Annotated in this window: 22 protein-coding genes and 3 tRNA genes; 15 read left to right on the top strand and 10 right to left on the bottom strand. The window is 73.9% G+C overall.

Annotated elements, in window-relative coordinates; genetic code table 11:
* Both ABID81_RS06765 and ABID81_RS06770 read right to left on the bottom strand, forming a co-directional pair.
* Positions 1-510, bottom strand: a complete 510-nt coding sequence (locus tag ABID81_RS06765; protein ID WP_354594046.1) for an NfeD family protein — start codon at positions 508-510, stop codon at positions 1-3.
* Positions 511-647: 137 nt separating this feature from the next.
* Positions 648-1,673, bottom strand: a complete 1,026-nt coding sequence (locus ABID81_RS06770) for a 6-phosphofructokinase (protein ID WP_354594047.1) — start codon at positions 1,671-1,673, stop codon at positions 648-650.
* A gap of 143 nt (positions 1,674-1,816) precedes the next feature.
* On the opposite strand from ABID81_RS06770, the gene ABID81_RS06775 reads away from it, so the two are divergent.
* Positions 1,817-2,485, top strand: a complete 669-nt coding sequence (locus ABID81_RS06775) for a hypothetical protein (RefSeq protein ID WP_354594048.1) — start codon at positions 1,817-1,819, stop codon at positions 2,483-2,485.
* Positions 2,486-2,614: 129 nt separating this feature from the next.
* Here the strand turns inward: ABID81_RS06775 and ABID81_RS06780 are convergent, their stop codons facing one another.
* Complete coding sequence (locus ABID81_RS06780; RefSeq protein WP_354594049.1) at positions 2,615-3,100, bottom strand: pyridoxamine 5'-phosphate oxidase family protein; 486 nt, start codon at positions 3,098-3,100, stop codon at positions 2,615-2,617.
* 131 nt (positions 3,101-3,231) lie between these two features.
* Between ABID81_RS06780 and ABID81_RS15715 the strand changes: the two genes are divergently transcribed.
* Together ABID81_RS15715 and ABID81_RS06795 are read left to right on the top strand one after the other, a co-directional pair.
* The gene (locus ABID81_RS15715; RefSeq protein ID WP_502915187.1) at positions 3,232-4,698 is read left to right on the top strand and encodes a GntR family transcriptional regulator; all 1,467 of its coding nucleotides are present in this window, start codon (positions 3,232-3,234) and stop codon (positions 4,696-4,698) included.
* A 49-nt stretch (positions 4,699-4,747) separates the two neighbouring features.
* Positions 4,748-5,710 (top strand): DNA-3-methyladenine glycosylase family protein, encoded by a 963-nt coding sequence (locus tag ABID81_RS06795; protein WP_354594050.1) that lies wholly within the window; start codon positions 4,748-4,750, stop codon positions 5,708-5,710.
* A gap of 56 nt (positions 5,711-5,766) precedes the next feature.
* Here ABID81_RS06795 and ABID81_RS06800 read toward each other — a convergent pair whose 3' ends face one another.
* Entirely contained in the window at positions 5,767-6,285 is a 519-nt protein-coding gene (locus ABID81_RS06800) for a MarR family winged helix-turn-helix transcriptional regulator (RefSeq protein ID WP_354594051.1), read from the bottom strand.
* Positions 6,286-6,326: 41 nt separating this feature from the next.
* Between ABID81_RS06800 and ABID81_RS06805 the strand changes: the two genes are divergently transcribed.
* Complete coding sequence (locus tag ABID81_RS06805; protein WP_354594052.1) at positions 6,327-9,917, top strand: proline dehydrogenase family protein; 3,591 nt, start codon at positions 6,327-6,329, stop codon at positions 9,915-9,917.
* 115 nt (positions 9,918-10,032) lie between these two features.
* Here the strand turns inward: ABID81_RS06805 and ABID81_RS06810 are convergent, their stop codons facing one another.
* Positions 10,033-10,470, bottom strand: a complete 438-nt coding sequence (locus ABID81_RS06810) for an Lrp/AsnC family transcriptional regulator (protein ID WP_043593232.1) — start codon at positions 10,468-10,470, stop codon at positions 10,033-10,035.
* Positions 10,471-10,572: 102 nt separating this feature from the next.
* Here ABID81_RS06810 and ddaH point away from each other — a divergent pair, with 102 nt between their 5' ends.
* On the top strand, positions 10,573-11,451 hold the full coding sequence (gene ddaH, locus ABID81_RS06815; protein ID WP_354594053.1) for a dimethylargininase: 879 nt from the start codon (positions 10,573-10,575) through the stop codon (positions 11,449-11,451).
* Between the two features lie 132 nt (positions 11,452-11,583).
* Here the strand turns inward: ddaH and ABID81_RS06820 are convergent, their stop codons facing one another.
* The 4 genes from ABID81_RS06820 to ABID81_RS06835 all read right to left on the bottom strand — a co-directional run bounded on the left by ABID81_RS06820 (position 11,584) and on the right by ABID81_RS06835 (position 13,568).
* Positions 11,584-13,101, bottom strand: a complete 1,518-nt coding sequence (locus ABID81_RS06820; protein ID WP_354594054.1) for a glycosyltransferase family 39 protein — start codon at positions 13,099-13,101, stop codon at positions 11,584-11,586.
* Between the two features lie 127 nt (positions 13,102-13,228).
* Positions 13,229-13,301, bottom strand: a tRNA-Phe gene (locus tag ABID81_RS06825).
* Between the two features lie 34 nt (positions 13,302-13,335).
* A tRNA-Asp gene (locus ABID81_RS06830) sits at positions 13,336-13,412 on the bottom strand.
* Between the two features lie 80 nt (positions 13,413-13,492).
* A tRNA-Glu gene (locus ABID81_RS06835) sits at positions 13,493-13,568 on the bottom strand.
* A gap of 335 nt (positions 13,569-13,903) precedes the next feature.
* On the opposite strand from ABID81_RS06835, the gene ABID81_RS06840 reads away from it, so the two are divergent.
* Complete coding sequence (locus tag ABID81_RS06840; RefSeq protein ID WP_354594055.1) at positions 13,904-15,190, top strand: peptidoglycan DD-metalloendopeptidase family protein; 1,287 nt, start codon at positions 13,904-13,906, stop codon at positions 15,188-15,190.
* A gap of 125 nt (positions 15,191-15,315) precedes the next feature.
* On the opposite strand, the gene ppa is transcribed toward ABID81_RS06840, so the two are convergent.
* Positions 15,316-15,807, bottom strand: a complete 492-nt coding sequence (ppa, locus tag ABID81_RS06845) for an inorganic diphosphatase (protein ID WP_354594056.1) — start codon at positions 15,805-15,807, stop codon at positions 15,316-15,318.
* A 70-nt stretch (positions 15,808-15,877) separates the two neighbouring features.
* Between ppa and tilS the strand changes: the two genes are divergently transcribed.
* The 9 genes from tilS (at position 15,878) to ABID81_RS06890 (ending at position 25,297) form a co-directional block, all read left to right on the top strand.
* A complete protein-coding gene (tilS, locus tag ABID81_RS06850) occupies positions 15,878-16,870 on the top strand; it encodes a tRNA lysidine(34) synthetase TilS (protein WP_354594057.1) in 993 nt (330 codons plus the stop codon).
* Positions 16,871-16,913: 43 nt separating this feature from the next.
* Positions 16,914-17,465 (top strand): hypoxanthine phosphoribosyltransferase, encoded by a 552-nt coding sequence (gene hpt / locus ABID81_RS06855; RefSeq protein ID WP_056260114.1) that lies wholly within the window; start codon positions 16,914-16,916, stop codon positions 17,463-17,465.
* A gap of 124 nt (positions 17,466-17,589) precedes the next feature.
* On the top strand, positions 17,590-19,581 hold the full coding sequence (gene ftsH, locus ABID81_RS06860) for an ATP-dependent zinc metalloprotease FtsH (RefSeq protein ID WP_354594058.1): 1,992 nt from the start codon (positions 17,590-17,592) through the stop codon (positions 19,579-19,581).
* 87 nt (positions 19,582-19,668) lie between these two features.
* Positions 19,669-21,165, top strand: coding sequence for a dihydropteroate synthase (gene folP, locus ABID81_RS06865; RefSeq protein WP_354594059.1), 1,497 nt, complete (start codon positions 19,669-19,671; stop codon positions 21,163-21,165).
* Positions 21,162-21,626: a dihydroneopterin aldolase gene (gene folB / locus ABID81_RS06870; RefSeq protein ID WP_354594060.1), complete on the top strand. Its 465-nt coding sequence runs from the start codon at positions 21,162-21,164 to the stop codon at positions 21,624-21,626. Before folP ends, folB begins: the two co-directional genes overlap by 4 nt.
* Positions 21,627-21,652: 26 nt before the next feature.
* A complete protein-coding gene (gene folK / locus ABID81_RS06875) occupies positions 21,653-22,303 on the top strand; it encodes a 2-amino-4-hydroxy-6-hydroxymethyldihydropteridine diphosphokinase (RefSeq protein WP_354594061.1) in 651 nt (216 codons plus the stop codon).
* Positions 22,300-22,776: a DUF3180 domain-containing protein gene (locus ABID81_RS06880; RefSeq protein WP_354594062.1), complete on the top strand. Its 477-nt coding sequence runs from the start codon at positions 22,300-22,302 to the stop codon at positions 22,774-22,776. The genes folK and ABID81_RS06880 overlap by 4 nt, the downstream gene beginning before the upstream one ends.
* Positions 22,777-22,940: 164 nt before the next feature.
* Positions 22,941-23,420: a PH domain-containing protein gene (locus ABID81_RS06885; RefSeq protein WP_354594063.1), complete on the top strand. Its 480-nt coding sequence runs from the start codon at positions 22,941-22,943 to the stop codon at positions 23,418-23,420.
* Positions 23,417-25,297 (top strand): PH domain-containing protein, encoded by a 1,881-nt coding sequence (locus ABID81_RS06890; protein ID WP_354594064.1) that lies wholly within the window; start codon positions 23,417-23,419, stop codon positions 25,295-25,297. The genes ABID81_RS06885 and ABID81_RS06890 overlap by 4 nt, the downstream gene beginning before the upstream one ends.

The following is a 25,297-nucleotide window of genomic DNA, read 5'->3' on the forward strand; positions in this document are numbered from 1 at the left end:
TCAGTTGGTCTGGGGATCACGGGACGGGGAGGCGTCGCCGGCGTCGAGGGCCTCGACCTGCACGCGCGGGCCGTTCTCGGCCACGACGCGGACCCGCACGCCCCGCTCGATGCGCGCAGCGCTGGTGGCCAGTCGGCGCTCGAGCTCGCGGACGTCGTCGAGGCGCACCTCGCCGCCACCGGGGCCGGTGGCCTCGGTCGTGACGCCGACGAACCCGACCGGCGACCAGTGGCCGCCGCTCTCTCGACGGGTCACCCGGCGGACGACGAGCTGGATCAGCACGAGGGCCACGAGGGCCGTGCCGACGGCGACGGCGTACGTCCACCCCGGGGCGAGGTCGGTCTGCGACGTGACGACCCCTGCGAGCCCGAAGATGGCCAGGGCCGCGCCCAGGGCGACGCCCGACACGAGCCCGTCACCGACGTCGAACACGTCGAGCAGGTCGCCCACGACGATGCTGACGAGCAGGAGCAGGAGCCCGATCGCCCCCACCACGATGAACGTGATCATGCGTCGAGACTGTCAGAGTCCGGCTGGGCGCACATCGGCTGCGCGACGGACCCGGGACGACCAGCGGTCGTCGGCCGCCTGGGGACGAGTCGTCGGCGGGCGGGAGCCGGCTCCGGGCCCGCCCGCCCGCAGCCGGCTCACCCGAAGAGGATCGCGGCCTCGTCGTAGCGGTGCTGGGGCACGACCTTGAGGCTGTCGAGCGCCTCCTCGAACGACACGTGCACGATCTCGGTGCCGCGCAGGGCCACCATGCGGCCCCAGCGCCCCTCGACGACCGAGTCGCTCGCGGCCATGCCGAGGCGCGTCGCGAGAACGCGGTCGTACGACGTGGGCGTGCCGCCGCGCTGGATGTGGCCGAGCGTCGTGGCGCGGGTCTCGATGCCCGTGCGCTCCTCGATGACGGGGGCGAGGCGCTCGCCGATGCCGCCGAGGCGCGGGCGCCCGAAGGCGTCCAGGCCGCGCTCCGAGTGGACGTCGCTCTCGTGGTCGGGCACGAAGCCCTCGGCCACGACGACGAGCGGCGCACGCCCGCGGTCGTAGGCCGACTGCACCCACTCGACGATCTGGTCCATGCTCGTCGCCTGCTCGGGGATGAGGATCGCGTGCGCACCGGCGGCCATCCCCGAGTGCAGGGCGATCCAGCCCACGTGCCGCCCCATGACCTCGGCGACCATGCACCGGCTGTGCGAGTCGCCGGTCGTCCTGAGGCGGTCCATCGCGTCGGTCGCGATCTGCACCGCGGTGTCGAAGCCGAAGGTGTAGTCGGTCGCGCCGAGGTCGTTGTCGACGGTCTTGGGCACGCCGACGATCTTGAGGCCGGCGTCGGTCAGGCGCTTGGCGGCGGCCAGCGTGCCCTCGCCACCGATGGCGACCATGGCGTCGATGCCGAAGCGCTCCATGTTCTCGGCGATGCGGTCCACGCCGCCGTCGCCCTCGAACGGGTTGGTGCGGCTCGTCCCGAGGATGGTGCCGCCCTGCTTGGCGATGCCCTGGATCTCCTTCCGGGTGAGCGGCATGACGTCGCCGTCGACGACGCCGCGCCAACCGTCGCGGAACCCGACGAACTCCTGCCCGTGGATCTGCGTGCCCTTGAGCACGGCTCCGCGGATGACCGCGTTGAGACCGGGGCAGTCGCCGCCGCTGGTGAGGATTCCGATTCGCATCGAGGGGCTCCATCGCATCGAAGGGCCCGTTCGACGGGCCGAGGTCGAGACCCATCATGGACCACCGGGAGGCGCGGCACCCGTCCACGACGCCGGTCGCCTCCCGGCCGGGGCGCGCAGGCGGTCGTACTACCCTCGCCTGCATGAGCAACGAGCAGTCGGGGCGCCCGCCGTCGCCGTGGGCACGCTTCGCCCGGCCCACGCCCGGCGAGCCCGAGCGCGGCGAGTTCCCGTTCGGCCCGCCCCGGCCGGTGCACCCCGAGGCGACCGCGGCCGACCACGGCTGGCCGCTCGACGCCCCCGTCGCCCCGCAGCCGCCCGACGCGCGGCAGCCGTTCCCCGCCCAGCCCGTCGCGCAGCCCACGGGTCAGCCCGCCTGGGGGGCCGACGGCCGCCAGGTGTGGGCCCCGGCGACCGACCCCGCTCCGGCAGGCGGGGTCGCGCCCGAGGCGCGCCCCGAGAACGCCGGTCTCGGCTCGTACTTCTTCCCCGCCGACGACGACTGGTCGTCGTCCCCGCCCCGATCCGACGACGAGGGGCGTGGCCTGGCCGTCGCCGCGGTCGTCTTCGGCGTCTTCTTCGCACCGCTCGGCCTGGTCTTCGGCATCGTGGCCGCGCGCCGGGCCCGGGCCGCCGGCCGCCCGGCCACGTTGGCCCTCGTCGGCGTCGCCGTCGCCTCGGTCGTCATCGTGCTGAGCGTCGTGTGGGCGGTGGCGGCTCTCGACCACTACTCACAGCTCGCGACCGCGTGCGCGCAGCTCGGTCCGGGCGACTACGTCAACGACGAGGGGCAGACCGTCACCTGCGGCTGAGCCCGGCGGGCGACGCGAGGGCCGGGCGCGGCCGCGGGGCGCAGGGCACGGGACGACGAGCAGCCGGGACGCGAGCGCGGGAGGGCGCGGGCGCGGGCCGTCCTCGACGACCCGCGCGCGCCTCCTCGGTCAGAGCTGGACGGTGCCGGTGTCGGCGACGTTCCCCGGGTGCCCGCCGGTCACGGCGGCCTTGGCGTACTTGAAGAGGGTGACGGCCTTGGGCTCGTTGCTGACCCAGTACTCGGCCGTGTCGACGTCGACCTCGAGCAGGGCGACGGTGGGGTCCTGGCGACCTCCGTCGAACCAGGCCTCGGCGCCGGTGTTCCACAACTCGTCGATCAGGGCGTCGTCCTTGACGATCGACGCCGTCCCCGCCAGCGAGAGGTAGCCCTTGCCGGTCTCGACGGCGACGTTGACCTGGGGGTGCGCCTTGACGTCGTCGACCTTCGGCGACGGGTCGCGCGTGAAGAAGTACACCTTGCCGTCGAAGTCGCGGTCCACCAGGGCGAGCGGACGGCTCACGAGGTGGCCGTGGCTGCTCTGGGTGGTGAGGATGCCGATGCGGCCCGCGTCGAGGACCTCGCCGATCTTGCTGCTGTCGTTGGTCTCAGTCATGCCGCGGACCCTACGCCCGGGGCGTGCCCGTGGTCACGGACCGCCGCGCGCAGGCGTCCCGGAAGGTGTCCGATGAGGCATGTATGCCCTATGCTTTCATGCGACATGTGACACGCCGACGAGAGGCCGAGATGCCCGTCCCCATCACCGCCGAGTGCGCCATCCCCCGCCGCCTGCACAAGGACGCCGTCTTCGACCACCTCGTGGCGGCCGTCCTCGACGGTTCGCTCGCACCGGGCGAGCGCCTCCGCGACGCCGAGCTCGAGCGGTGGCTGGGCGTCTCGCGGACCCCCATCCGCGTGGCGCTCGCGAGGCTCACCGGCCTGGGGCTCGTCGAGACCGTCTCGACCCGCGAGACCCGGGTGGTGCCACGGCGGGCCGAGGTGGCCGCCGACGAGTCGGCGACGGCGTGCGTCCTGGCGGGCCTGGCCGTCACCGACGCCTTCGCCGCCTCGGGTCCGGACGCCCGGGCCGTCCTGGCCGACGGCCTCGGCGGGCTGCTCGACGGCCCGGGTCGAGCACGACGACCGACGGCGGGCCGAGGGGGCGGTGCGGCAGCCGCCGCGGTCCTGGGCGACGCCCTGCAGGTGGCGTCCCGCCTGACCGACGTCCCCGGGGCGAACGCGCTGCTCCGGCGGCGGCTCGCGACGACGGGGCTCGTCCTGCGGCACCACCTCCCCGCCCTCGACGGCGAGGCGGGACGCGCCGTGGTCGAGGCCGTCGGCGACCTGCGCGCGGTCCTCGCGGGCCCGCCGACGTCCGACGCCCCGCCGTCGTCCGACGCCCCGCCGTCGTCCGACGCCCCAGCGCCGCGTCACGCCCCGCGGACGTCCGACCCCGCATCGGGCCCCGGCGACGCCACCGGAGCCGCCGTCGTCGCCCTGCTCGGCGGACTCGCGACCCGCCTGACCGCCCTGGCTGGCCCCGTCCCCGTCGCGCCCGTGCCGACGTCGCACCCCGTCATCGGGCCGGGCCGCCGCACCTTGAGCGCCGGCGTCCACGCGGTGCTCTCGCGAGCCGTGCTCGACGGGGTGCTCGCCCCGGGCGAGCGCCTGGTCGACGACGAGCTCATCGCCTGGATGGGCGTCTCGCGGACGCCCATCCGCGCCGCCCTCGAACGCCTCGGCGACGGCGGGCTGGTCCTGCTCGCGGCGAACCGGTACACGCGGGTGGCCGCGCCCTGCGCCGACGACCTCGACGACGCCCGCTCGCTCTACGCCCACGTGCTGGCCTGGTCGATCGACCGGTCGGCGGCGGACGGCGGCCCCGACCCCGACGAGGTCGACCGCGTGCTGGCGAGGGTGCGACCGCTGGCCCGCCGCGCCGAGGGCCGACCGCTGACCTCGGTCACGCTGCGTCCCGCGTCGACCGTCCTGCGCCTCCTGTCGGCGGTGCCGGCGTCGGGTGCCTCGGCGCGGACGCTCGACGACGTCGAGCCGCGGCTCGGCCATGCGATCGTCAGCCTGGGCCTCGAGCTGCCCGTGGGGGCGTGGCAGGCCTTCGAGACGAGGGTCCGCACGGGGCTGGCCCGCTCCGACGGCACCCGCGGCGGGGCCGTCCGCGCGCTGCTCGGCTCGCTGGCACCCCCGGCGGCGTGACGCCGACGACCGGGCCCCGGGTGTCGGCCGCCCGGGTTAGCATCACGGCGTGCCCTCGCCCGTCTCCGCCCCCGTCACCGACGCCCGTCCGGCGCGGCGCGTCGACGACGTCTACCGGCCCGAGGCTCCCGTCGACGTCCGTGCCGCGCTCCGGCCGCTGGGCCGGGGCAGCGGCGACCCGACGTTCCGCGTCGACGGCGACCGCGTGTGGCGGGCGTTGCGGACGCCCGAGGGGGTCGCGAGCCTCGTCGTGTCGGCGAGCCGCGCCTCCTCGTCCGTGGCGATCAGCGCGTGGGGGCCGGGTGCCGCGTGGGCCGTCCGGCACGCCCCCGAGATGCTCGGGCGGGGCGACGACTGGTCCGACCTCGACGTCTCGGGCAACGCGTTCCTGTCGGCGGCGCGACACCGCTCGCCCGGCCTCCGCCTCACCCGGACGAACCAGGTGCTGCAGATGCTCGTCCCCGCCGTCCTCGAACAGAAGGTCACCAGCGTCGAGGCCTGGCGCGCGTGGCGCCACCTCGTCCGTCGTCACGGCGAACCGGCCCCAGGCCCGGTGCCCGAGGGGCTCGTGGCGCCCCCCGACGCCGAGGGCTGGAGGCGCGTGCCCAGTTGGGAGTGGCACCGAGCGGGGGTGGGCCCCCAGCGGTCCGCCACCGTCATGCGGGTCTGCGCGGTCGCCCCGGCCCTCGAGCGCACCCTCGCCCTCGGTCGCGGGGGCGACGAGGTCTCCCGCCGCCTCCGGTCGATCCCCGGGGTCGGCGTGTGGACGGCGGCCGAGACGACGCAACGCGCCCACGGCGACCCCGACAGCCCGAGCGTCGGCGACTACCACCTGCCCGCGCTCGTGGGGTGGGCGTTGATCGGCCGCCCGGTCGACGACGACGGCATGCTCGAGCTGCTCGAGCCGTGGCGCGGTCAGCGCGAGCGGGTCATGCGGCTCATCACCGGCAGCGGCTTCTCGAAGCCGCGCTTCGGGCCGCGCATGACCATCCAGGACCACCGCTTCCACTGAGGGGCGCGCGGCCGACACCTCGTGGGTCGGAGCCGGTCAGAGCCGGTCGGTGCCGGTCAGACCGCGGTGTGGGCGCGACCGGCAGGGTCGGCGGTGTCGCTCGGGCCCACGACCCCGTCGGGGGACGCGTCGCCGCCGATCGCGTCGAGCACCCGGTGCGAGAACGCACGCACCACGTCGTCGTCGCCGGCCAGGACGTCGGTGAAGTAGCGCTTGATGGCGGCCGTGTGGCCACGGGTCGCCGCGAGCATGGCCCGGCGGCCGTCGGGGGTGAGCTCGACCCACGTGCCGCGGGCGTCCGACGAGCACTCGGTCCGTCGCACGAGGCCCCGGCGCTCCATGCGGGTCACCTGGTGGCTGACCCGGCTCTTCTCCCAGCCGATCTGCTCGGCGATGTCACGGACGCGAGAGCGTCGACCGCTGCTGCGACCCAGCCCGACGAGGATCTCGTACTCGGGTGCCGAGACCCCCGAGTCGCTCTGCAGGCGCAGCTCGAGCGCGCGGTCGAGGCGTCGTCTCATCAGGTAGAAGGAGTCCCAGACGACCCACTCCTCGTCGGTGAGTTCGTCGGCCATTCGCCCAGTGTAGGGACGGAGGCGCGGCTTATCCTCGACCCATGTCCGATGTGCACGCCGCCGCCGTCACGCAGCAGACCATCGAGACAGCCCGCCGGTGGTGGGACGCGGCCCACGCCGTCCCGGTGCAGGGCTCGGCCGCCCGGCTGACCGAGGTGCTGCGCGACCCCCGGGGCCTCGACTTCGCCCGGGGGTTCGCCGACCGCGTGGTCCGTCCCGAGGACGACCGCGTCGCCGCCGCCGCACTCGACGGGCTCAGCCGCAGCACGCCCGCCCTGCTGCCCTGGCACCTGCGGGCGGCGATCTCGTTCGGCGGAGGGTTCGGCCCGCTCGCGCCGCGGCCGATCATGCCGGTCGCGCGCCGGACGCTCCGCCACATGGTCGGCCACCTGCTCGTCGACGCCGCGCCCGAGAAGCTCGGGCAGGCCCTGGACGCGCTGCGACGCGACGGCATCCGGCTCGACGTCACGGCTTGGGGGCCGACGGTGTCGGGCCCGGCCGAGGCCGACCGACGCCTCGCCGCCACCACCGCCCTCGTCGGCCGGCCCGACGTCGAGCGCGTCACGACGACCGTGCGCGAGCTCGTGGGCCCCACGTCGCCCTGGGCGTTCGACGAGACGAGCGACCTGGCGGTCTCGAGGCTCGGCCCCCTCGTCGAACTCGCCGCGACCTCGGGCACGCTCCTCACGCTCGGCGTCGACCGCCACGCCGACGTCGACCTGACCATCGACGTCTTCACGCGCCTCCTCGACCGCCCCGACCTCGAGGCCGTCACCGCGGGCATCGTGGTGCAGTCGTACGTCCCCGAGGCGATGGACTCGTTGCGTCTGCTGACCGACTGGGCCAGGGCGCGGGTCGAGCGTGGCGGGGCCCCGATCACGGTGCGACTCGTCAAGGGCGGATCACGGCTCGACGAGATCGTCGACGCCCGCCTGAACGACTGGCCCGTCGTCACGTTCGACGCCAAGCACGAGACCGACGCGAGCCACCTCCGACTGCTCGACTTCGCCCTCCGACCCGAGAACGCGGCCGTCGTGCGCGTCGGCCTCGCCGGGCACGACGTCTTCGACGTGGCCCACGCGGTCACGGTCGCCCGGCGACACGGCACCGAGCACCAGCTCGACGTCGAGCTGTGGTCCGGGCTGACACCCGGCCTGGCCGAGGTGCTGCGGTCCGAGCTTCCCGGACTCGTGCTGCAGGTGCCGGTGATCGACCCCGACCGGTTCGACTCCGCCGTGCGACACCTCGTCGGCAGGCTCGACGCGCTCGCCGACCCCGGCGGATTCCTCTCGAGCACCCTCGACGTCGACCACGAGGCGGCCTTCGCGCGAGAGGCCCGACGGCACGAGCGGGCCCTCGGGGTGGTCGACGAGCTGCCGACCGCGCCCCGTCGTCGCCGTGACCGCTCCGGCCCGCTCGACGAGGGCGCCGACCACGTCCTCGACTTCGTGGCCGAGGCCGACACCGACCCCTCGCTCGACGGCAACCGGCGGTGGGCACGGGGCGTCCTCGGGCGTGCCCGCCGGTCCACCGCCGGCGTCGAGACCGCCGACGCGGCGCCCGCCCTCGAGGCCGACGCCGTCGAGGCCCTGACGACCCGCGCCTCCCGGGCGGGCGAGGCCTGGGGGCGGCAAGAGCCGGCCACGCGGGCCGAACTGCTCGACCTCGCGGGCCGCGAGCTCGCGCTCCGACGGTCCCGGCTGATCGAGGTGTCGATCAGCGAGTCGGGCGCGACCCTGTCCGAGGCCGACCACGAGGTCGGTGCCGCCGTCGACGCCGCACACCGGCTCGCCGGCCTGACGCGCGACCTCGCGTCGATCGTCACCGCCGAGCACCGTCCGCCGCGCCTGACGGTCGTCCTGCCCGACCTCGTCACCCCCGTGGCCAGCACCGTCGAGGCGACGCTCGCCGCCTTCGGGGCGGGCAGCGCGGTGGTCGTGCGACTGCCGCGCGCCCGCCGGCGGACGGTCGCCGTGGTCGCCGAGGCGCTCTGGGCCGTCGGCGTGCCCGACTCGTTGCTGGCCCTCGCCGAGGCCGACGACGGCGACGACGACCACGCGCTGCTCGCTCACCCGTCCGTCGACCGGGTCGTGGGGCACTCGACGGTCGACGCCCTCGTCGCGCTCCGTGAGGTGCGCCCCGAACTCGACCTGGCCGTGCGGACGACGGGGGTCACGTCCCTGGTCGTCACCCCCGCCGCCGACCTCGAGCGGGCCGCCGCCGACGTGGTCACGAGCGTCGTCGACCACGCCGGTCGTGGGCAGGGGGCGCTCGACCTGGTCATCGCCGTCGGTTCGGTCGGTCACGGCCCGACGTTCCGGCGCCTGCTGCGCGAGGCGTTCGAGGCGGTCGTCGTCGGCCCGGCCGACGTCGTCACGACCACGGTGGGCCCGCTCGGAGCCACGCCCACGGGCACCGACCTCGACGCGCTGACCGTGCTCGGCGTGGGCGAGTCGTGGCTGATCGAGCCCCGGCCGCTCGACGAGGTCGGGGCCCTGTGCTCGCCGGGGGTGCGCGACGGGGTCGACCCCCGGGGTGCCTTCGCGTCGGTGCCGCACGGCGTCCCCGTCGTGGGTCTCGTCGCGGTCGAGACGCTGGCCGAGGCCGTCGCCCTGCAGAACGCCGAGGGCGGGGGCGACGTGGCGGGGCTGCACACCCTCGACGTCGGCGAGGTCGACGAGTGGCTGCACACCGTGCGCGCCGGCGACCTGGTCGTCGGCCGGTCGACCACCGGGGCCCGGGTGCGTCGCCGCCCGACCGGCGGGTGGGGCCGACGCGCCCTGGGTCGCGGTCTCAAACCGGTCGGCCCGCACGCCCTGGTCGGTCAGGGCTCGTGGCACCACCTACCGCACGAGCCCCGTCCCTCGCTCCGGCTGCACGACGTCTCCGAGGGCGTGACCCGGCTGGTCGACGCCGCCCGCCCGACCCTGTCGTTCGAGCAGTTCGACTCGCTCCGCACGGCCGTCGAGAGCGACCAGCGCGCCTGGCAGGCCGAGTTCGGCCTGGCCCGTGACGTGTCGGGTCTCGTCGTCGAGCGCAACGTCCTCCGGTACCGCCCGCACCCGGTCACCGTTCGTCTCTCGGCCGGCGCCGACCCGGCCGGGCTGATCCGGCTCGTGGCCGCCGGGGCACGCGCGGGGGCGACCCTGACGATCAGTTCGGCGGTGCCGTTGCCGGCCGGGCTCGTGCACCTGTGGCGCGCCTCCTCGTCCCCGGTCCGGGTGCGCGACGTCGTGGTCGAGAGCGACGCGGCGTTCGTCGCCCGGGCCGCGGCGGGAGCCCTGCAGGGCGACGCGACCGATGCGGCCGGCCCCGACGTCCTCGACCTGCTGGCCGAGGCCGCCGGCGGTGAGCCCGCGTCCCCCGAGGAGGCGCGGGTCGACGACTCGACGCCCGTCCCGTCGCCCGAGGCGGTGCGGGCCTACCGCGGGTTGCGCATCCGCCTGGTCGGCGGTGACCCGGCGGCCCTGGCGCGGGCGGTGCAGGGCAGCCCCGACGTGACGGTCGTGTCGGGCGAGGTGACCGAAGAGGGCCGGATCGAGTTGCTGACGTTCGTCCGCGAGCAGTCCGTCTCGATCACGGCGCACCGCTACGGCCGCCTCGAGCCCGCACTGGCCGACCTCCGCCTCTGAGCCGTGACCTCCGACGACGGTCGGTGCGCGGTCGTGGACGCCGTCGGCCGTCGGCGTCCGGCGGCAGCCCTTGGGGCCGCCGGAAACCGGTGACAGCCGAGGGCAGCCGCCGCCGTCAGGCCGAGCGGCGGCTGATCAGCTTCGACAGGACGATCGCACTGCGGGTGTGGTCGACGTTGGGGGCGTTGCGGACGCGTTCGAGGGCCTCTTCGAGCGAGGGGATGTCGCGGCTGCGCATGTGGACGATCGCGTCGGCGCTGCCGGTGACCGTGCCGGCGTCGACGACCTCGGGCACCGTGCCGAGGATGCGCTGCAGTTCTTGGGGCGAGACCGTGCCCCGGCAGAAGAGCTCGACGTAGGCCTCGGTGCCGAGCCCGTCGACGGCCGGGTCGACCTGGACGGTGAAGCCCTTGATGACCCCGTCGGCCACGAGGCGGTCGACGCGACGCTTCACGGCCGAGGCGCTCAGGCCGACCGAGGCGCCGATGTCGCCGTACCCGGCACGGGCGTTCTGGCGCAGGAGGTCGATGATGCCGTAGTCGAGGTTGTCCACATGAGGACGATACGCCAGAAAACTGCACGAAAGCTCAGAAATACGCAAGAAAAGTGCGTCGGAGCCCGGCACCGTGCGCGCCGGCGATGTGACACTGATCCGGTGAGCCTGACGATCGAACCCACCGACCTGCCCGACGCGACCGCCCGACGGGACGCCGCCCGCGTGGCGAGCCACCGAACGGTCTTGATGTGCCGACCCGAGCACTTCACCGTCAGCTACAAGATCAACCCGTGGATGGACCCCGCCAAGCCTACCGACACGGCGACGGCCCTGGCGCAGTGGCAGACGCTCTACGACACCTACGTCGGACTGGGCTTCGACGTCGAGCTCATCGAACCCGAACCGGGCCTGCCCGACATGGTCTACTCGGCCAACGGCGGCTTCGTGCTCGACGGCATCGCCTACGGGGCACGCTTCACCTTCCCCGAGCGTCAGGCCGAGGGCCCCGCCTACATGCGGTGGTTCGCGTCGGCCGGGTTCGAGGTGGCCGAGCCCGCCGAGACCAACGAGGGCGAGGGGGACTTCCTGCTCGTCGGCGACGTGATCCTCGCCGGCACCGGGTTCCGCAGCGACTCCAGCTCGCACGACGAGATCGGCCGCGTCTACGGTCGCGAGGTCGTCAGCCTCACCCTCGTGAACCCGAGCTTCTACCACCTCGACACCGCCATCGCCGTGCTCGACCCCGAGCCCGTCGACGGTCGACACACCATCGCCTACCTCGAGAGCGCCTTCGACGACGCCTCGCTCGCGATCCTGCGCACGCGGTTCCCCGACGCCATCCTGGTCAGCGAGGAGGACGCCGCCATCCTGGGCCTCAACTCGTACTCGGACGGCCTCAACGTCGTGATCGCCGCCCGCGCGAAGGGCTTCGAGCGCCAGTTGCGCGAGCGCGGCTACAACCCGATCGGCGTCGACCTCTCCGAGCTGCTGCTCGGCGGCGGTGGCGTCAAGTGCTGCACGCTCGAGCTGCGGCGCTGACGACCGGCTGAGCGACCCGGCCGGGCCGGGCGACCAGGCCGGGCGACCGGCTGAGCGACCCGGCCGGGCAGGGCGACCGGGTCGGACGACCGGGTCGGCCCCCGGCGTCGCCGCGCCGCGCTCGGCAGGACGTCAGGCCGACGGGCGGACGAACAGGTAGACGACGCTGCGCCCCGTGCGGTGCTCCTGCCGGATCTCGTAGCCCTGGTCGCGGAGCTGCCGCAGGTCGGCCTCGCTGAGCACGTCGACCGACAGGCGCGCGATCCACAGCCGGTCCACCGACGACAGGCGGTCGGCGAGTTCGGCCGCGTCGTCCTCGTCGTCGAGGCGCAGGGTGACGTCCGAGTACGACCCCGAGGGCAGCCCCGAGCGGACGAAGGCGACGTCGTCGAGGTCCGCGAACCGGCCGGGGTAGGCGTAGACCGCCTGGCGGGGTCGGGTCGAGACCGTGCCGCTCGCGTCCAGCAGGAACGCGTCACCCGGCCGGGCCTGGCTCTCGATGTAGCTCGACAGCTGTGACAGGTCGCTGCCCCCGCCCTTGCCGGTCGGCAGGCGCTGCAGCACGTACGTCGGCGCGGAGGCCACGACCAGCAGGGCGACGAGGGCGATGCTAATCCACCGGCGGCGGAACCCCGTGACGGCGACGGCCAGCAGCAGGCACATGCCCGGTGCCGAGAACGTCACGAGCCGCGAGGTGAACACGGGCGAGAGGGCCAGCCCCAGGGCGAGCAGCACGCCGGTGGGCAGGGCCACCCAGAGCGCGCCGAGCAGGACGACGCTGCCGGGCGTCCGCGACCGGTCGCGCAGTCGCGTCCCGAGCAGGATCAGCAGCACCCCCGAGAGCACGGCGAACGCGAGCCCCGTGACGAACCAGGGTTCGACGAGCACCGTGAACCACGTGATGTCGGCCCCGGTCGACGGGTCCGCCACCCCGAGGAGGCGCGAGCGCTCGGCGAGGACCGTCCCGATGACCGGGGCGGTCGCGAACAACGCGGCCCCGGTCGAGACCGACCAGCCGAGGAGGCGGTGGCGGGCTCCGCGACGCCGGCGCTGTGCCGGCGCCAGCAGCAGGAACACCCCGTGGACGGCGATGATCAGGCCGAGCGGCACGAAGGTGGCGATCGACCCGGCGAGGACGGCGCCGTAGCCGATCCACCAGCGTCGTCTGTGGCGTCGCGACGCGACGAGCAGCAGGACGGTCACCCAGACGGCCAGCGCGGCCGAGAGGGCGTAGGGCCTGGCCTCGGCGGCCTCGAGCGTGAAGCGTGGCAGCACCGCGAAGACCGCCGCGGCGATCAGGGCCGTGCGACGGGTCGTCAGCATCCGCGTCAGGACGAGCACCCCGGCCGCGCCGGCCCCGGCGAAGACGGCCGAGGGCAACCTCGTGACCAGCTCGGCCTCGCCGAAGGCACCCACCCAGAAGTGCATGAACAGGTAGTAGACGGTGTGGACGGCGTCGCGCTGGTCGACGAAGGCCAACAGCTGACCGAGGGGGAGCCGGGCGACCTGGAGCGTCGTCGCCTCGTCGCTCCAGTACGAGGGCACCCAGCTGGCCGCCGCGCCGAGCAGCAGCGCGGCCAGGCCGGCCACGAGCGGGTCGAGCCAGCGGCTGCGCGGAGGGACGACCGCCGGGTCGTGACCGATGCTCACGCGACCGCCCCGCGGTGGACCAGGACGGCTGCCCCGCCGGACGAGCCGAGCCCGCCGGACGAGCCGAGCCCGTTGAACGAGCCGAGCCCGTTAAACGAGTCAGGCCCCGCCTGAGCGGGGCCTTCTGTGGCTGGACACGGCATCGATCCGTGGACCTTTCGATTTTCAGTCGAACGCTCTACCAACTGAGCTACCCAGCCGTGAGGGCTTAGCCCCCAGGCGATGAACTCGCCTTGGCGACCCTGACCGGACTTGAACCGGCGACCTCCGCCGTGACAGGGCGGCGCGCTAACCAACTGCGCTACAGGGCCAAACTTGTTGCTGTGAGACAGCGTACTCGATGTTCTCTTGTGGTTGGTGCAGGTGGTGCTGGTGACACGGTGCTCGGAGCTGGTGACCCCAACGGGATTCGAACCCGTGCTGCCGCCGTGAAAGGGCGGTGTCCTAGGCCACTAAACGATGGGGCCGTGTCCGAGGACGTCATAGCAACCGATCACAGAGCATACGGATGATCGGGGCCAAAAGCAAAACGGGGCGACACCGGGTCGGTGACCGCGCCTCCTCGTCCCCCGTTCTGGTGACACGACTCGCCCGCCACTCCGTGGCGATTGCCCGGCGACGGTCTGCCCGGCGACTAGTTTCAAGCTGTTCTCGAGAGTTCGGGCCCACCCTCCGGGTCGGCCCGCCCGTGCACGCCGACCCACCGGTGCTGTACGGGACCGCCCGCCCGGGTTAGCGTGTGACCACACGGCGACCCCGGCTCGACGGACTCGACGCCGTCACGACGAATCGGACCCATTCGATGACCACCACCCGCCGACCCGGCCGAGTCCGCCTGGCGAGCCTCACGTCGGGCCCGCTCGCGCCGTCCTCGCGACTGGCCCGGGTGGTCGTCTCGATCGCCGCCGCGTCGCTGCTGCTCACCGCCGGAGTCGTCGGACTGCCCGCGTCGTCGGCCGTCGCCGCGAGCTACCCGTCGTGGGAGGACGTCCAGAAGGCCCGGGGCGACGAGGCCGCGAAGCAGGCCGAGATCACCAACCTCGAGGGCATCCTCACGCAGATGCAGTCCGACCTCGACGCCAAGAACGCCGAGGCCGAGAAGCGCGGTGACGAGCTGCAGAAGGCCCAGTCCGCGTACGACGACGCCCAGTACAAGACCGCACAGCTGCAGTCGCAGGCCGACGCCGCCGACACGGTGGCCGCCGCCAGCGAGGAGCGTGCCGGCCAGCTGGCCGCCCAGCTCGGTCGTTCGGGCGGCACGAACGGCGTCAGCGGCAGCCTGATCGCCGACCCGGGCGAGGCGGGGCAGCTGCTCTACAAGCTCGGCGCGATGAGCAAGCTCACCGAGCAGGCCGACGGCATCTACGCCCAGGCCACCCAGGACCGCAACACGGCGCAGGGCCTGTCGGACCAGGCGGCCGTGGCCGAGGCGGCCCTCGCCGTGCTCGCCGACGAGGCCCAGCAGGCCCTGGCCGACGCCAACGACGCCGCCCAGGCCGCGAGCGACGCCCTCGCCGCGCAGCAGGAGAACCAGGCGCGGCTGCAGGCCCAGCTCGAGACCCTCAAGACGAACGTCGACCACACCGAGGCCGAGTACCAGAAGGGCGTCGAGGAGTCGCGCGCGGCCGCCGCGGCCGCCGCGGCGGCGACCAACGGCACGGCCCTCGGCGTCGTCTCGCCCCAGGGCTGGACGCGCCCCGCCGGCGGCAACATCTCGAGCGGCTTCGGCATGCGCGTCAACCCCGTGACGCACGCCTACATCCTGCACGCCGGCACCGACCTCGCCGCGGGCTGCAACACCCCCATCTACGCGGCCACCGCAGGCGTGGTGACCTACGCCGGCTGGTACGGCGGCTACGGCAACTTCGTGCTGATCGACCACGGCAACGGCATCACCACCGGGTACGGCCACCAGCCGAACGGCGGCATCATGGTGAGCGTCGGCCAGGCCGTCGGCACCGGTCAGCAGATCGGCCACGTCGGGTCGACCGGCAACTCGACCGGCTGCCACCTGCACTTCGAGACCCGCGTCGGCGGCGTCGCGCAGAACCCGCAGCCGTTCATGGCCGACCGGGGCATCAAGCTCTAGTCACGACGCCCGGGCCGCGACGCCCGGGCCGCGACGCCGGACCCGGCCGCCCGAGCCCGGTCGCCCGCACGACGAAGGGCCCGACACCACGTGGTGTCGGGCCCTTCGCGGCGCGGGTGCGAGGGTCAGTGCCCCTCGTCGGCGAGCTTCTTGACGCCCGCCTCGACGATGGCCTCGGCCTCGGCGGCGTCGCCCCAGCCCTCGGTCTTGACCCACTTGCCGGGTTCGAGGTCCTTGTAGTGCTCGAAGAAGTGCTCGATCTCCTTGCGGAGGTGCTCGGGCACGTCGGTGACGTCCTGGATGTGCTCCCAGCGCGGGTCCTTGGCGGGGACGGCGATGACCTTGGCGTCGCTGCCGCCGTCGTCGGTCATGTTGAAGACGCCGACCGGGCGCACCTTGACGCCCACGCCCGGGAACAGCGGGTGGTCGAGCAGCACGAGCACGTCGACGGGGTCGCCGTCGAGGCCCAGCGTGTTCTCGAAGAAGCCGTAGTCGGTCGGGTAGACGAACCCGGTGAACAGGACGCGGTCGAGGTAGACGCGACCGGTCTCGTGGTCGACCTCGTACTTGTTGCGGCTGCCTTTGGGGATCTCGATCACGGCGTCGTACGCGGCCATGGGTGTGCTCCTTGCGATGCGTCGTTGGGGGTCCGACCCGACGGGTCGGCGGTGTCGCTAACGTTACAAGATGCCCGACAGACCCCGCCTGACCCCCGCGACGGCCGACGTCCGACGTGCCACGCGCGCCTCCTTGTCCGGTCACGACGAGGGCGATCTCGTGCTCGTGGCGCTCAGCGGCGGCCCGGACTCGCTGGCGCTGGCGGCGGGCGTCGCGTTCGAGGCGCCCCGCGCCGGGCTCCGCGCCGGGGCGGTGGTCGTCGACCACGACCTGCAGGGCGACTCGCGCACGGTCGCGGCCCGTGCGGCAGAGCAGGCCCGGGGCCTCGGGCTCGACCCCGTCGTCGTCGTGCGGGTGTCGGTCGGCACCGAGGGCGGCCCCGAGGCCGCCGCCCGCACGGCCCGGTACGCCGCCCTGGCCTCGACCGCCGCCGAGCACGGCGCCCGCACCGTGCTGCTCGGCCACACCCGTGACGACCAGGCCGAGACGGTGCTGCTCGGCCTCACCCGCGGCAGCGGCGCGACGAGCCTGAGCGGCATGGAGGCGCGCTCGGGCCTCTACGCCCGCCCCCTGCTGGCCGTCGGTCGCTCGACCACGGCGGCGGCGTGCTCCGACGCCGGGCTCGAGGCCTGGCTCGATCCGCACAACGACGACCCGACCTTCACCCGGGTGCGGCTGCGGCGGACCGTCCTGCCGATGCTCGAGCGCGAGCTCGGGCCGGGCATCACCGAGGCGCTCGCCCGGACGGCCGACGCGCTCCGTGAGGACTCCGCGGCCCTCGACCACTTCGCCGACGAACTGGCCGAAGAGCTGGCCGACCACGCCGAGGCCGGCATCTCGCTCGACGTCCGGGGGCTCGCCGCGAACCCGGCGGCCCTCCGCCAGCGGCTCATCCGGCTCGCGGTGCAGGGCGAGTTCGGCGTCTCGCTCTCGCGGGCCCAGACCCTCGAGGTCGCCCGGCTCGTCACCGACTGGCACGGCCAGGGGGCCGTGTCGCTGCCGGGCATTACAGTTGTACGCACCGGAGGCGCGCTGCACTTCTCGGCGACCGGCGCCTCCTGAGATCCCCCTCGGCACCCCACGACACCAGGAGCACGACACCACCATGGAACTCAGCGACATCGAGGCCGACCTGACCAGCGTGCTCTACACCGAAGAGCAGATCCACGCCAAGATCGCCGAGGTCGCGCGGCAGGTCGAGGCCGACTACGCGGGTCGCGAGCCGCTGCTGGTGGGCGTGCTCAAGGGGGCCGTCATGGTCATGGCCGACTTCTCGCGCGAGCTCAAGCTGGCGGCGTCCATGGACTGGATGGCCGTCTCGTCGTACGGCTCGGGCACCAAGTCGTCGGGCGTCGTGCGCATCCTCAAAGACCTCGACAGCGACCTGCACGGCCGCGACGTCATCATCGTCGAGGACATCATCGACTCGGGCCTGACCCTGTCGTGGCTGCTCGAGAACCTGCAGAAGCGCGGCGCGGCCTCGGTCGAGATCTTCGCGCTCTTCCGCAAGCCGGCCGCCGCCAAGGTCGCCGTCGACGTCCGGTACGTCGGCTTCGAGATCCCCAACGACTTCGTCATCGGCTACGGCCTCGACTACGACGAGAAGTACCGCAACCTGCGCGGCGTCGGGGTGCTCGCGCCCCACGTCTACAGCTAGCGGGCGACCCCCTGCGGGGCGGATCAAGCCCTCGGCGAACACCCATCCGGTGCATAGCAGCTCCGATGTACCCTTTTGCTCACGTTCTTCCTGCAGAAAGGTGTCGGGCGTCGCCCGTACTGACATGGACTTCAAGAAACTCTTCCGCGGTCCGATCATCTACATCGTGATCGCGGTCATCGGCATCGGCATCGGGTGGAGCCTGATCAGCGGTGCCGGCACGACCCAGATCTCGACCCAGAAGGGCCTCGAGGCGATCCAGGGCGACCAGGTCAAGTCGGCGACGATCTTCAGCAACGAGCAGCGCGTCGACCTCGTCCTGAAGGACGGAGACAAGGCCGAGCAGTTCTACTACGCGACGCCGCGTGGCTCCGAGGTCGTCGACGCGATCAACGACGCGAACCTCGAGAACTTCGACGACACCGTCACGCAGACCAGCTGGTTCATGTCGCTGCTCGGCATCCTGCTGCCCTTCCTGATCATTGGCGTCATCTTCTGGTTCTTGCTCTCGTCCATGCAGGGCGGCGGCAGCAAGGTCATGCAGTTCGGCAAGTCGAAGGCCAAGCTCGCGTCGAAGGAGACGCCGCAGGTCATGTTCACCGACGTCGCGGGCGCCGACGAGGCCATCGAAGAGCTCGAAGAGATCAAGGAGTTCTTGAAGGAGCCCGCCAAGTTCCAGGCCGTCGGGGCCCGCATCCCCAAGGGCGTGCTGCTCTACGGCCCTCCCGGCACCGGCAAGACCCTGCTCGCCCGCGCCGTCGCCGGCGAGGCCGGGGTGCCCTTCTTCTCGATCTCGGGGTCGGACTTCGTCGAGATGTTCGTCGGCGTCGGCGCCAGCCGCGTCCGTGACCTGTTCGAGCAGGCCAAGCAGAACAGCCCGGCCATCATCTTCGTCGACGAGATCGACGCCGTCGGCCGCCACCGCGGTGCCGGCATCGGCGGCGGCAACGACGAGCGCGAGCAGACCCTCAACCAGTTGCTGGTCGAGATGGACGGCTTCGACGTCAAGACCAACGTCATCCTGATCGCGGCGACCAACCGCCCCGACGTGCTCGACCCGGCGTTGCTGCGTCCCGGACGCTTCGACCGTCAGATCGGCGTCGATGCCCCCGGCCTCGACGGCCGCAAGCAGATCCTCGAGGTGCACGGCAAGGGCAAGCCCCTCGCCGCCTCGGTGAACCTCGAGGTGCTGGCCCGCAAGACGCCCGGGTTCACCGGCGCCGACCTGGCCAACGTCCTCAACGAGGCCGCCCTGCTGACCGCCCGGTCGAACGCCCAGCTCATCGACAACCGCGCCCTCGACGAGGCGGTCGACCGCGTCATGGCCGGCCCCCAGCGCCGCAGCCGCATCATGAACGACCACGAGAAGCTCATCACGGCGTACCACGAGGGCGGCCACGCCCTGGCGGCGGCGGCGATGCGCCACACCGACCCGGTGACCAAGATCACGATCCTGCCCCGCGGCCGTGCCCTCGGCTACACGATGGTGCTGCCCCTCGAGGACAAGTACTCGGTCACCCGCAACGAGCTGCTCGACCAGCTGACCTACGCCATGGGCGGCCGGGTCGCCGAAGAGCTCGTCTTCCACGACCCGACCACGGGTGCCTCGAACGACATCGAGAAGGCCACGGCGACGGCCCGCAAGATGGTCACCGAGTACGGCATGAGCAACAAGGTCGGTTCGGTCAAGCTCGGGCAGGCCTCGGGCGAGATGATGATGGGCCGCGACGGCAGCTCGCGCGACTACTCCGAGAACATCGCCGAGACCGTCGACGCCGAGGTGCGCGTGCTGCTCGAGCAGGCGCACGACGAGGCGTGGGAGGTCATCAACGACAACCGCGACGTGCTCGACTTCCTCGCCCGTGAGCTGCTCGAGAAAGAGACGCTCGACCACGACGAACTGGCCGAGATCTTCAAGGACGTCAAGAAGCTGCCCGAACGCCCGCAGTGGCTGTCGAGCGACAAGCGTCCCGTGTCGGACCGCCCGGCGATCCCCATGCCGACGAAGTCGCCCGTCGACGCCGAGGCCGTCGACGGGGGCGTCGACTCCGAGCCGACCACCAAGCCGGCCCGCACGCGTCCGCCCCGCACGACGCCCGGCATCGCCACGGCCTGACGCACGATCGGCCCGACCGGCTGCGCCACGGCGCAGCCGGTCGCTAGCCTGGGGGCTCGTCCCGAGCACCGAACGGAGGTACCGCACGTGACCGACCAGTCCGGCGGCACCCCCGCCGCACCGCCCGACGCACCGCTGAGGCGGCCCCGGGGTCGCGAGCGCTACCCCGCCGACGTGGTGGTCGACGCACCGCCCTCGTCGACTCGTGCCGCCGCCGACGAGACGGCCGAGGGTCTCGTCACCCAGGGGCGACTCGTCCTCGCCCTGGGCGAGACCGCGGCCGTCCGCCCGCCGGCCCAGTTGCCGCCCGTGACTCACACGCCCGCGACGACGCCCGCATCCGGTCAGCCGGCCGGGACGCCCGGGGCGGGCTCGTCACGTCCGGCCGCGGCCGACCCGACCCCGCCCGTGACCGACCCGCCCGTGGCGGCCGACCCGCCCGTGGCGGCCGACCCGCCCGTGGCGACGGACCCGCCCGCCGCGGCCGCTCCCGGGCCCGAGGCCCGATCGGGTCGTCGACTGGTGGCCGGCGGCCGGTTCGAGGGGCCGCTGCTCGAGCGGTCGTTCGACGAGGTCGTCCCCGCGGTCGAGGCCCGGGTGCGACCCGATCGGCAGCGCGAAGCCTCGCACGCGGCACCGGTGGTGCGCGACCGGGACGCGAGCGGCCCCGGGTCGCACGCCGCGCCTCCTGCGTCCGTGCTCCGGCGCCCGCGCGACCGCGTGGTCCGACGCCGGCCGGGCCCCCTCGTCCTGGGCGTGCTCAACGTGACGCCCGACTCGTTCAGCGACGGCGGCCGTCACCTCGACGTCGACGCCGCCCTGACCCACGCGCGGACGCTCCTCGCCCAGGGCGCCGACGTCGTCGACGTCGGCGGCGAGTCGACCCGCCCCGGTGCCGCCCGCGTCGAGCCGGCGGACGAGTTGCGACGGGTGCTGCCGGTCGTCCGCCAGCTCGCGTCCGAGGGCGTGCGCGTCAGCATCGACACGATGAACGCGTCGACCGCGGTCGCCGCGATCGAGGCCGGTGCCGAGATCGTCAACGACGTGTCGGGCGGACTCGCCGACGTCGACATGGCACGGGTGGTCGCCGCGAGCGGTCGCACCTTCGTGGCCATGCACTGGCGTGGGCGCCTCGACGACTCGGGTCACGGGTCCGCCGCCGCGTCGCGCGACTACGACGGCGACGTCGTCGGCACCGTCGTCGACGAACTCGCCGCCCGCGTGGACGACCTCGTCGCCCAGGGCGTCGACCCCACGTCGATCGTGCTCGACCCGGGCCTCGGGTTCTCGAAGGTCGGCGCGCAGAACTGGCAGCTCCTCGCGCACCTCGACGTGCTCGGTCGGCTCGGGCTGCCCGTGCTGGTGGCCGCGTCGCGCAAGCGCTTCCTGGCCGACCTCGTCCCCGAGGGGGCGCCGGCGACCGACCGAGACCCCGCGACCGCCGTCGTCAGCGTGCTCGCCGCCCAGGCCGACGTCTGGGGCGTGCGCGTCCACGACGTCGCCGGCACCCGGGCCGCCCTCGACGTGCTGCAGGCCTGGACCGAGGGTGCCGCCGCACCCCGCCGACCGGCGAGGCACGCGTGACCGGCATCGCGACCGGCCCGGACGGCCTGCCCGACGCCTCGGCCGAGCGCGACGGCGGCCCCGGTGCGACGGGGGGCCCCATGGCCCTCCGCGCCCGCGGCCTCGACGTCCTGCGCCTCGAGGGCGTGCGGGCCACGGGGCACCACGGCGTCTTCGACCACGAGCGCCGCGACGGGCAGGAGTTCGTCGTCGACGTCGTCGTGCACCTCGACACGACCTCCGCGGCCTCCGGCGACGACCTCGGCGAGACCGTCCACTACGGGGTCTTGGCCGAAGAACTCGTCGCCGCCGTCGAGCGCGACCCCGTCGACCTGATCGAGACCCTCGCCGAGCGGCTCGCCGCCGTCGTGCTGGCCCACCGGGCGGCCGTCGCGGCCGAGGTCACCGTGCACAAGCCGGGTGCCCCGATCACCGTGCCGTTCGGCGACGTGTCGATCACGATCAGCCGGGAGCGCGCGTGACCGGCCCGCGCCCGTCCGGTCGAGGCGTGCCCGAGCAGGTCGGCACCGACCAGGTCCAGATCGGGCAGGAGTCGACCGCGCCGCGCGTCCGGCGGGCGGTCATCGCCCTCGGCTCGAACCTCGGCGACCGCGACACCCTGCTGCGGCAGGCCGTGCGGGCCGTCGACGCGACCCCGGGCGTGACGGTCGTCGCGGCCTCGGCCCCGGTGTCGTCGACGGCCGTCACGCTCGACGGCCGGGACCCGACCAAGCCCACCTACCTCAACGCCGTGCTGCTGGCCGACGTCACGCTCGGCGACGACGCCCTGCTCGACGCCCTGCAGGCGATCGAGGCGGCGCACGGTCGCACCCGCGACGTGCGCTGGGGCGACCGGACGCTCGACCTCGACGTCGTGGCCCTCGACGACGCGACCGTCGCGACCGAGCGCCTCACGGTGCCGCACCCCCGCGCCGCCGAGCGCGCGTTCGTGCTCGAGCCCTGGTTGCAGCTGGACCCGGAGGCGCGGCTCGCCGGCGCAGGACGCGTCGCCGACCTCGCGACCCGCCTCACCGAGCACAGCCGTCCCGTGCCGGGGGCGACCTCCCTGCTCGACCCCGACCCCGCCGACCCCGCCGACCCCGCCGACCCCGACGCCAGCCTCGGCCCGACACCCGCCACCAGCCCAGGAGCCCCGTGAAGCACACCCGCCCCTCGACCCTGGTCGGCCTGGTCATCGTGGCCGTGGCGGCCGGGTTCGTCCTCGACTCGGTGCTCGTGGCCATGCGGCAGCCGTCGATCGTCCTGCCCGCGGCCACCGGCCTCGTGCTGCTCGGCATCGGCGCGGTGGTGGTCTCGATGGCCGTCCCGGTGCGCCGGGTCGCCCAGGGCTCGAGCAAGGAGCGCGTCGACCCCTACTACGCCACGCGCGTGCTGCTGCTGGCCAAGGCGAGCAGCCTGGCCGGCGCGCTGTTCGGCGGCTTCGCCGGGGGAGTGCTGCTGTTCGTCCTGTCGCGGGGCGTGGGGCTCGCTGTAGGCTCCCTGGTGCCTACGATCGTGGCCGTCGTCGGCGGCGCGGGGCTGCTCGCGGCCGGCATCGTCGCCGAGCGCATGTGCACCGTCCCGCCCGCCGACGACGAGCGCGGCTCGGGCTCGGGCACCCAGGCGGTCTGATCGGGCGCGGCTCCACCCGCACGACGGCCACCCGCACGACAGAGCAGCCGAACGACAGGGCCGCCGAACGACAGGGCCGCCGAACGACAGGGCCGCCGAACGACAGGGCCGCCGAACGACACAGCCGCCGCACCACCGCGACGCCGACCGGAAGAGACGCCGACATGGACCGACTCGACATCCCCGACGCCCAGTGGACCCGCGTCTCGCCGAAGTACGTCTGGCCCGAGCTGATCGGCTACCTCGTCACCGGTCTGATCGTGGCCGCCGCGACGGCCCCGCTGTGGTTGCTCGGCCAGTGGTGGACCTACGCGATCACCGCGGTCGTCGTGGTGGTCACGATCGTCGTCGCCGCCCTCACGCCCCGCCGCGTGCGGGCGATCGGCTACCAGCTGCGCGAGGACGACCTGCTGCTGCGCAAGGGCATCCTCTTCCTGCGGGTCGTGGCCGTGCCCTACGGCCGCATGCAACTGATCGACATCAACCGCGGGCCCGTCGTCCGGGCGCTCGGCCTCAGCGACCTGAAGTTCGTCACCGCGGCCGCGGCGTCGGCCGTGACCATCCCCGGCGTGCCCGCCGACGACGCCGAGCGGCTGCGCGACCGCCTCGTCGAGCTGGCCGAGTCGCGTCGGGCCGGCCTGTGAGCGACTCCCGCACCGAGGCGGACGGGGGCGGGGCCCGACCCGCGCCTCCCGAGGTCGCCGCCCTGACCGACGGCGAGTGGCACCGCCTGCACCCGGCGACCCCGCTGCTCAAGGGCGGCATCGCGCTGGTCGCCGTGCTGGTGATCCTGTTCAACAACGCGCGCGAGTACGTCGTCGAGCTGTTCGTGCCGGGCGGCCGGCGCGGCGACGAGGGCGACCCGTTCGGCTACGTCGTCGAGCAGGGCTGGCTGGGCTGGCTGCTGCTCGCCGCGTTCGCCGTGATCGCCGTCTTCGTCGGCGGGGCCTGGCTGTCGTGGACCATGAACACCTTCCGGGTCGGCGACGACGTCGTCGAGGTGCGCAGCGGCATCGTGTTCCGCACGAACCGCCGGGCGCGGCTCGACCGCATCCAGGGCATCAACATCCAGCGCCCGCTGCTCGCCCGGGTCTTCGGCGCCGCCAAGCTCGAGGTGAACCAGGCCGGGCAGGACGCCAACGTGAACCTCGCCTACCTCCGTTCGGCCTCGGCCGACGACCTGCGCCGCGAGATCCTGCGGAGGGCGGGAGGCGCGCAGCAGCAGCACGCGCCGGTCGCGGCTGAGGGCGCCACCGCGGACGGCACGGCCGGCACGACGGCCGCGTCCGCCCTCGACGGCCCCCCGACCCCGGGCCGACCCGACGCGCGGGCCCCGCACCGCCCGGGCTTCGGCGGTCTCGTCGAGCAGCGCGCGAACGAGTTCCTCGCGCCCGAGCTCGACCCCGACGAGGCGCCGCCGCAGTCGGTCGTCGAGCTGTCCCCGGGGCGCCTGATCGGCTCGACCGTCCTGAGCGGCTACACGCTGTTCCTCGTGGCCGTCGTGGTCGCGATCGCCATCAGCGTCATCACGACGGGCGAGTGGTTCCTGCTCTTCGTGCTGCTGCCGGCGGTGCTCGGCTCGGGCGGGTTCTACGTCAACCGCATCACGAAGTCGCTGCGGTACACGATCGCGGGCACGCGCGACGGCGTCCGCATCGGCTACGGGCTGTTCTCGACCTCCAACGAGACGCTGCCGCCCGGACGCATCCACTCGGTCAAGGTCAGCCAGCCGCTGCTCTGGCGCCCGTTCGGCTGGTGGGACGTCAAGATCAACCGGGCCTCGCGCTCGAGCACCAAGGGCGCCGCCGGGCAGGAGAACACGACGATCCTGCCGGTCGGCGACGAAGAGGACGTCCGCCGCGTCCTCGAGCTCGTCCTGCCCGAGCTGGTCGGCGTGGCCGCCGTGGGCGTCGCCGCCGAGGAGGCGCGGGCCGGCTCGACCGCGCCGGCGGTCGCCCCCGAGACGGTCGCCTCCGAGACGGCCCCGACCCCGGTGCCGGACGCAGCCGCGCACGCCCCGGTGCCGGGCGCCGCCGTGCACGCCTCGACGCCGCACGACTCCGCGACGGACGCGGCCGCGCCTCCTGCCGTCCGCGACGCCGTCGAGGCGACGACGGAGCACACCCTCTCGCTGGTCGAGGGGGGCCTCCGCTCGAGCGGCACCGACGGCGGCTTCACGGTCTCGCCGCGACGGGCCGCCGTGCTGCGCTGGTTCTCGTGGCGTCGCAACGGGTTCCGGTCGGCACCGGGCGCCCTGCTGCTGCGCAAGGGCGCGATCTGGCGGCAGCTCGTCATCGTGCCGCTGCCGCGCGTGCAGAGCGTCGGGCTCGTGCAGGGCCCGCTGCGTCGTCGGCTGCGGCTGGCGACCGTGCACCTGCACACCGTCCAGGGGCCGATCGTGGCCGAGATCGGCGCGCTCGACCAGGACGACGCCCTCGGCTTCTTCACCACCGCCAGCCGCGAGGCGGTCGTCGCCGCCCGCGCCGACCGCACCCACCGCTGGAGCGAGGAGACCCCGTGA

The sequence above is a fragment of the Frigoribacterium sp. PvP054 genome (assembly GCF_040547465.1).
Classification (GTDB): Bacteria; Actinomycetota; Actinomycetes; order Actinomycetales; family Microbacteriaceae; genus Frigoribacterium.

What these genes read in the sequence shown, in the direction of transcription:
- ABID81_RS06765 (WP_354594046.1), bottom strand. Translation starts at nt 510, where the DNA reads ATGATCACGTTCATCGTGGTGGGGGCGATCGGGCTCCTGCTCCTGCTC.
- ABID81_RS06770 (WP_354594047.1), bottom strand. Translation starts at nt 1,673, where the DNA reads ATGCGAATCGGAATCCTCACCAGCGGCGGCGACTGCCCCGGTCTCAAC.
- ABID81_RS06775 (WP_354594048.1), top strand. Translation starts at nt 1,817, where the DNA reads ATGAGCAACGAGCAGTCGGGGCGCCCGCCGTCGCCGTGGGCACGCTTC.
- ABID81_RS06780 (WP_354594049.1), bottom strand. Translation starts at nt 3,100, where the DNA reads ATGACTGAGACCAACGACAGCAGCAAGATCGGCGAGGTCCTCGACGCG.
- ABID81_RS15715 (WP_502915187.1), top strand. Translation starts at nt 3,232, where the DNA reads ATGCCCGTCCCCATCACCGCCGAGTGCGCCATCCCCCGCCGCCTGCAC.
- ABID81_RS06800 (WP_354594051.1), bottom strand. Translation starts at nt 6,285, where the DNA reads ATGGCCGACGAACTCACCGACGAGGAGTGGGTCGTCTGGGACTCCTTC.
- ABID81_RS06805 (WP_354594052.1), top strand. Translation starts at nt 6,327, where the DNA reads ATGTCCGATGTGCACGCCGCCGCCGTCACGCAGCAGACCATCGAGACA.
- ABID81_RS06840 (WP_354594055.1), top strand. Translation starts at nt 13,904, where the DNA reads ATGACCACCACCCGCCGACCCGGCCGAGTCCGCCTGGCGAGCCTCACG.
- ppa (WP_354594056.1), bottom strand. Translation starts at nt 15,807, where the DNA reads ATGGCCGCGTACGACGCCGTGATCGAGATCCCCAAAGGCAGCCGCAAC.
- tilS (WP_354594057.1), top strand. Translation starts at nt 15,878, where the DNA reads ATGCCCGACAGACCCCGCCTGACCCCCGCGACGGCCGACGTCCGACGT.
- hpt (WP_056260114.1), top strand. Translation starts at nt 16,914, where the DNA reads ATGGAACTCAGCGACATCGAGGCCGACCTGACCAGCGTGCTCTACACC.
- ftsH (WP_354594058.1), top strand. Translation starts at nt 17,590, where the DNA reads ATGGACTTCAAGAAACTCTTCCGCGGTCCGATCATCTACATCGTGATC.
- ABID81_RS06885 (WP_354594063.1), top strand. Translation starts at nt 22,941, where the DNA reads ATGGACCGACTCGACATCCCCGACGCCCAGTGGACCCGCGTCTCGCCG.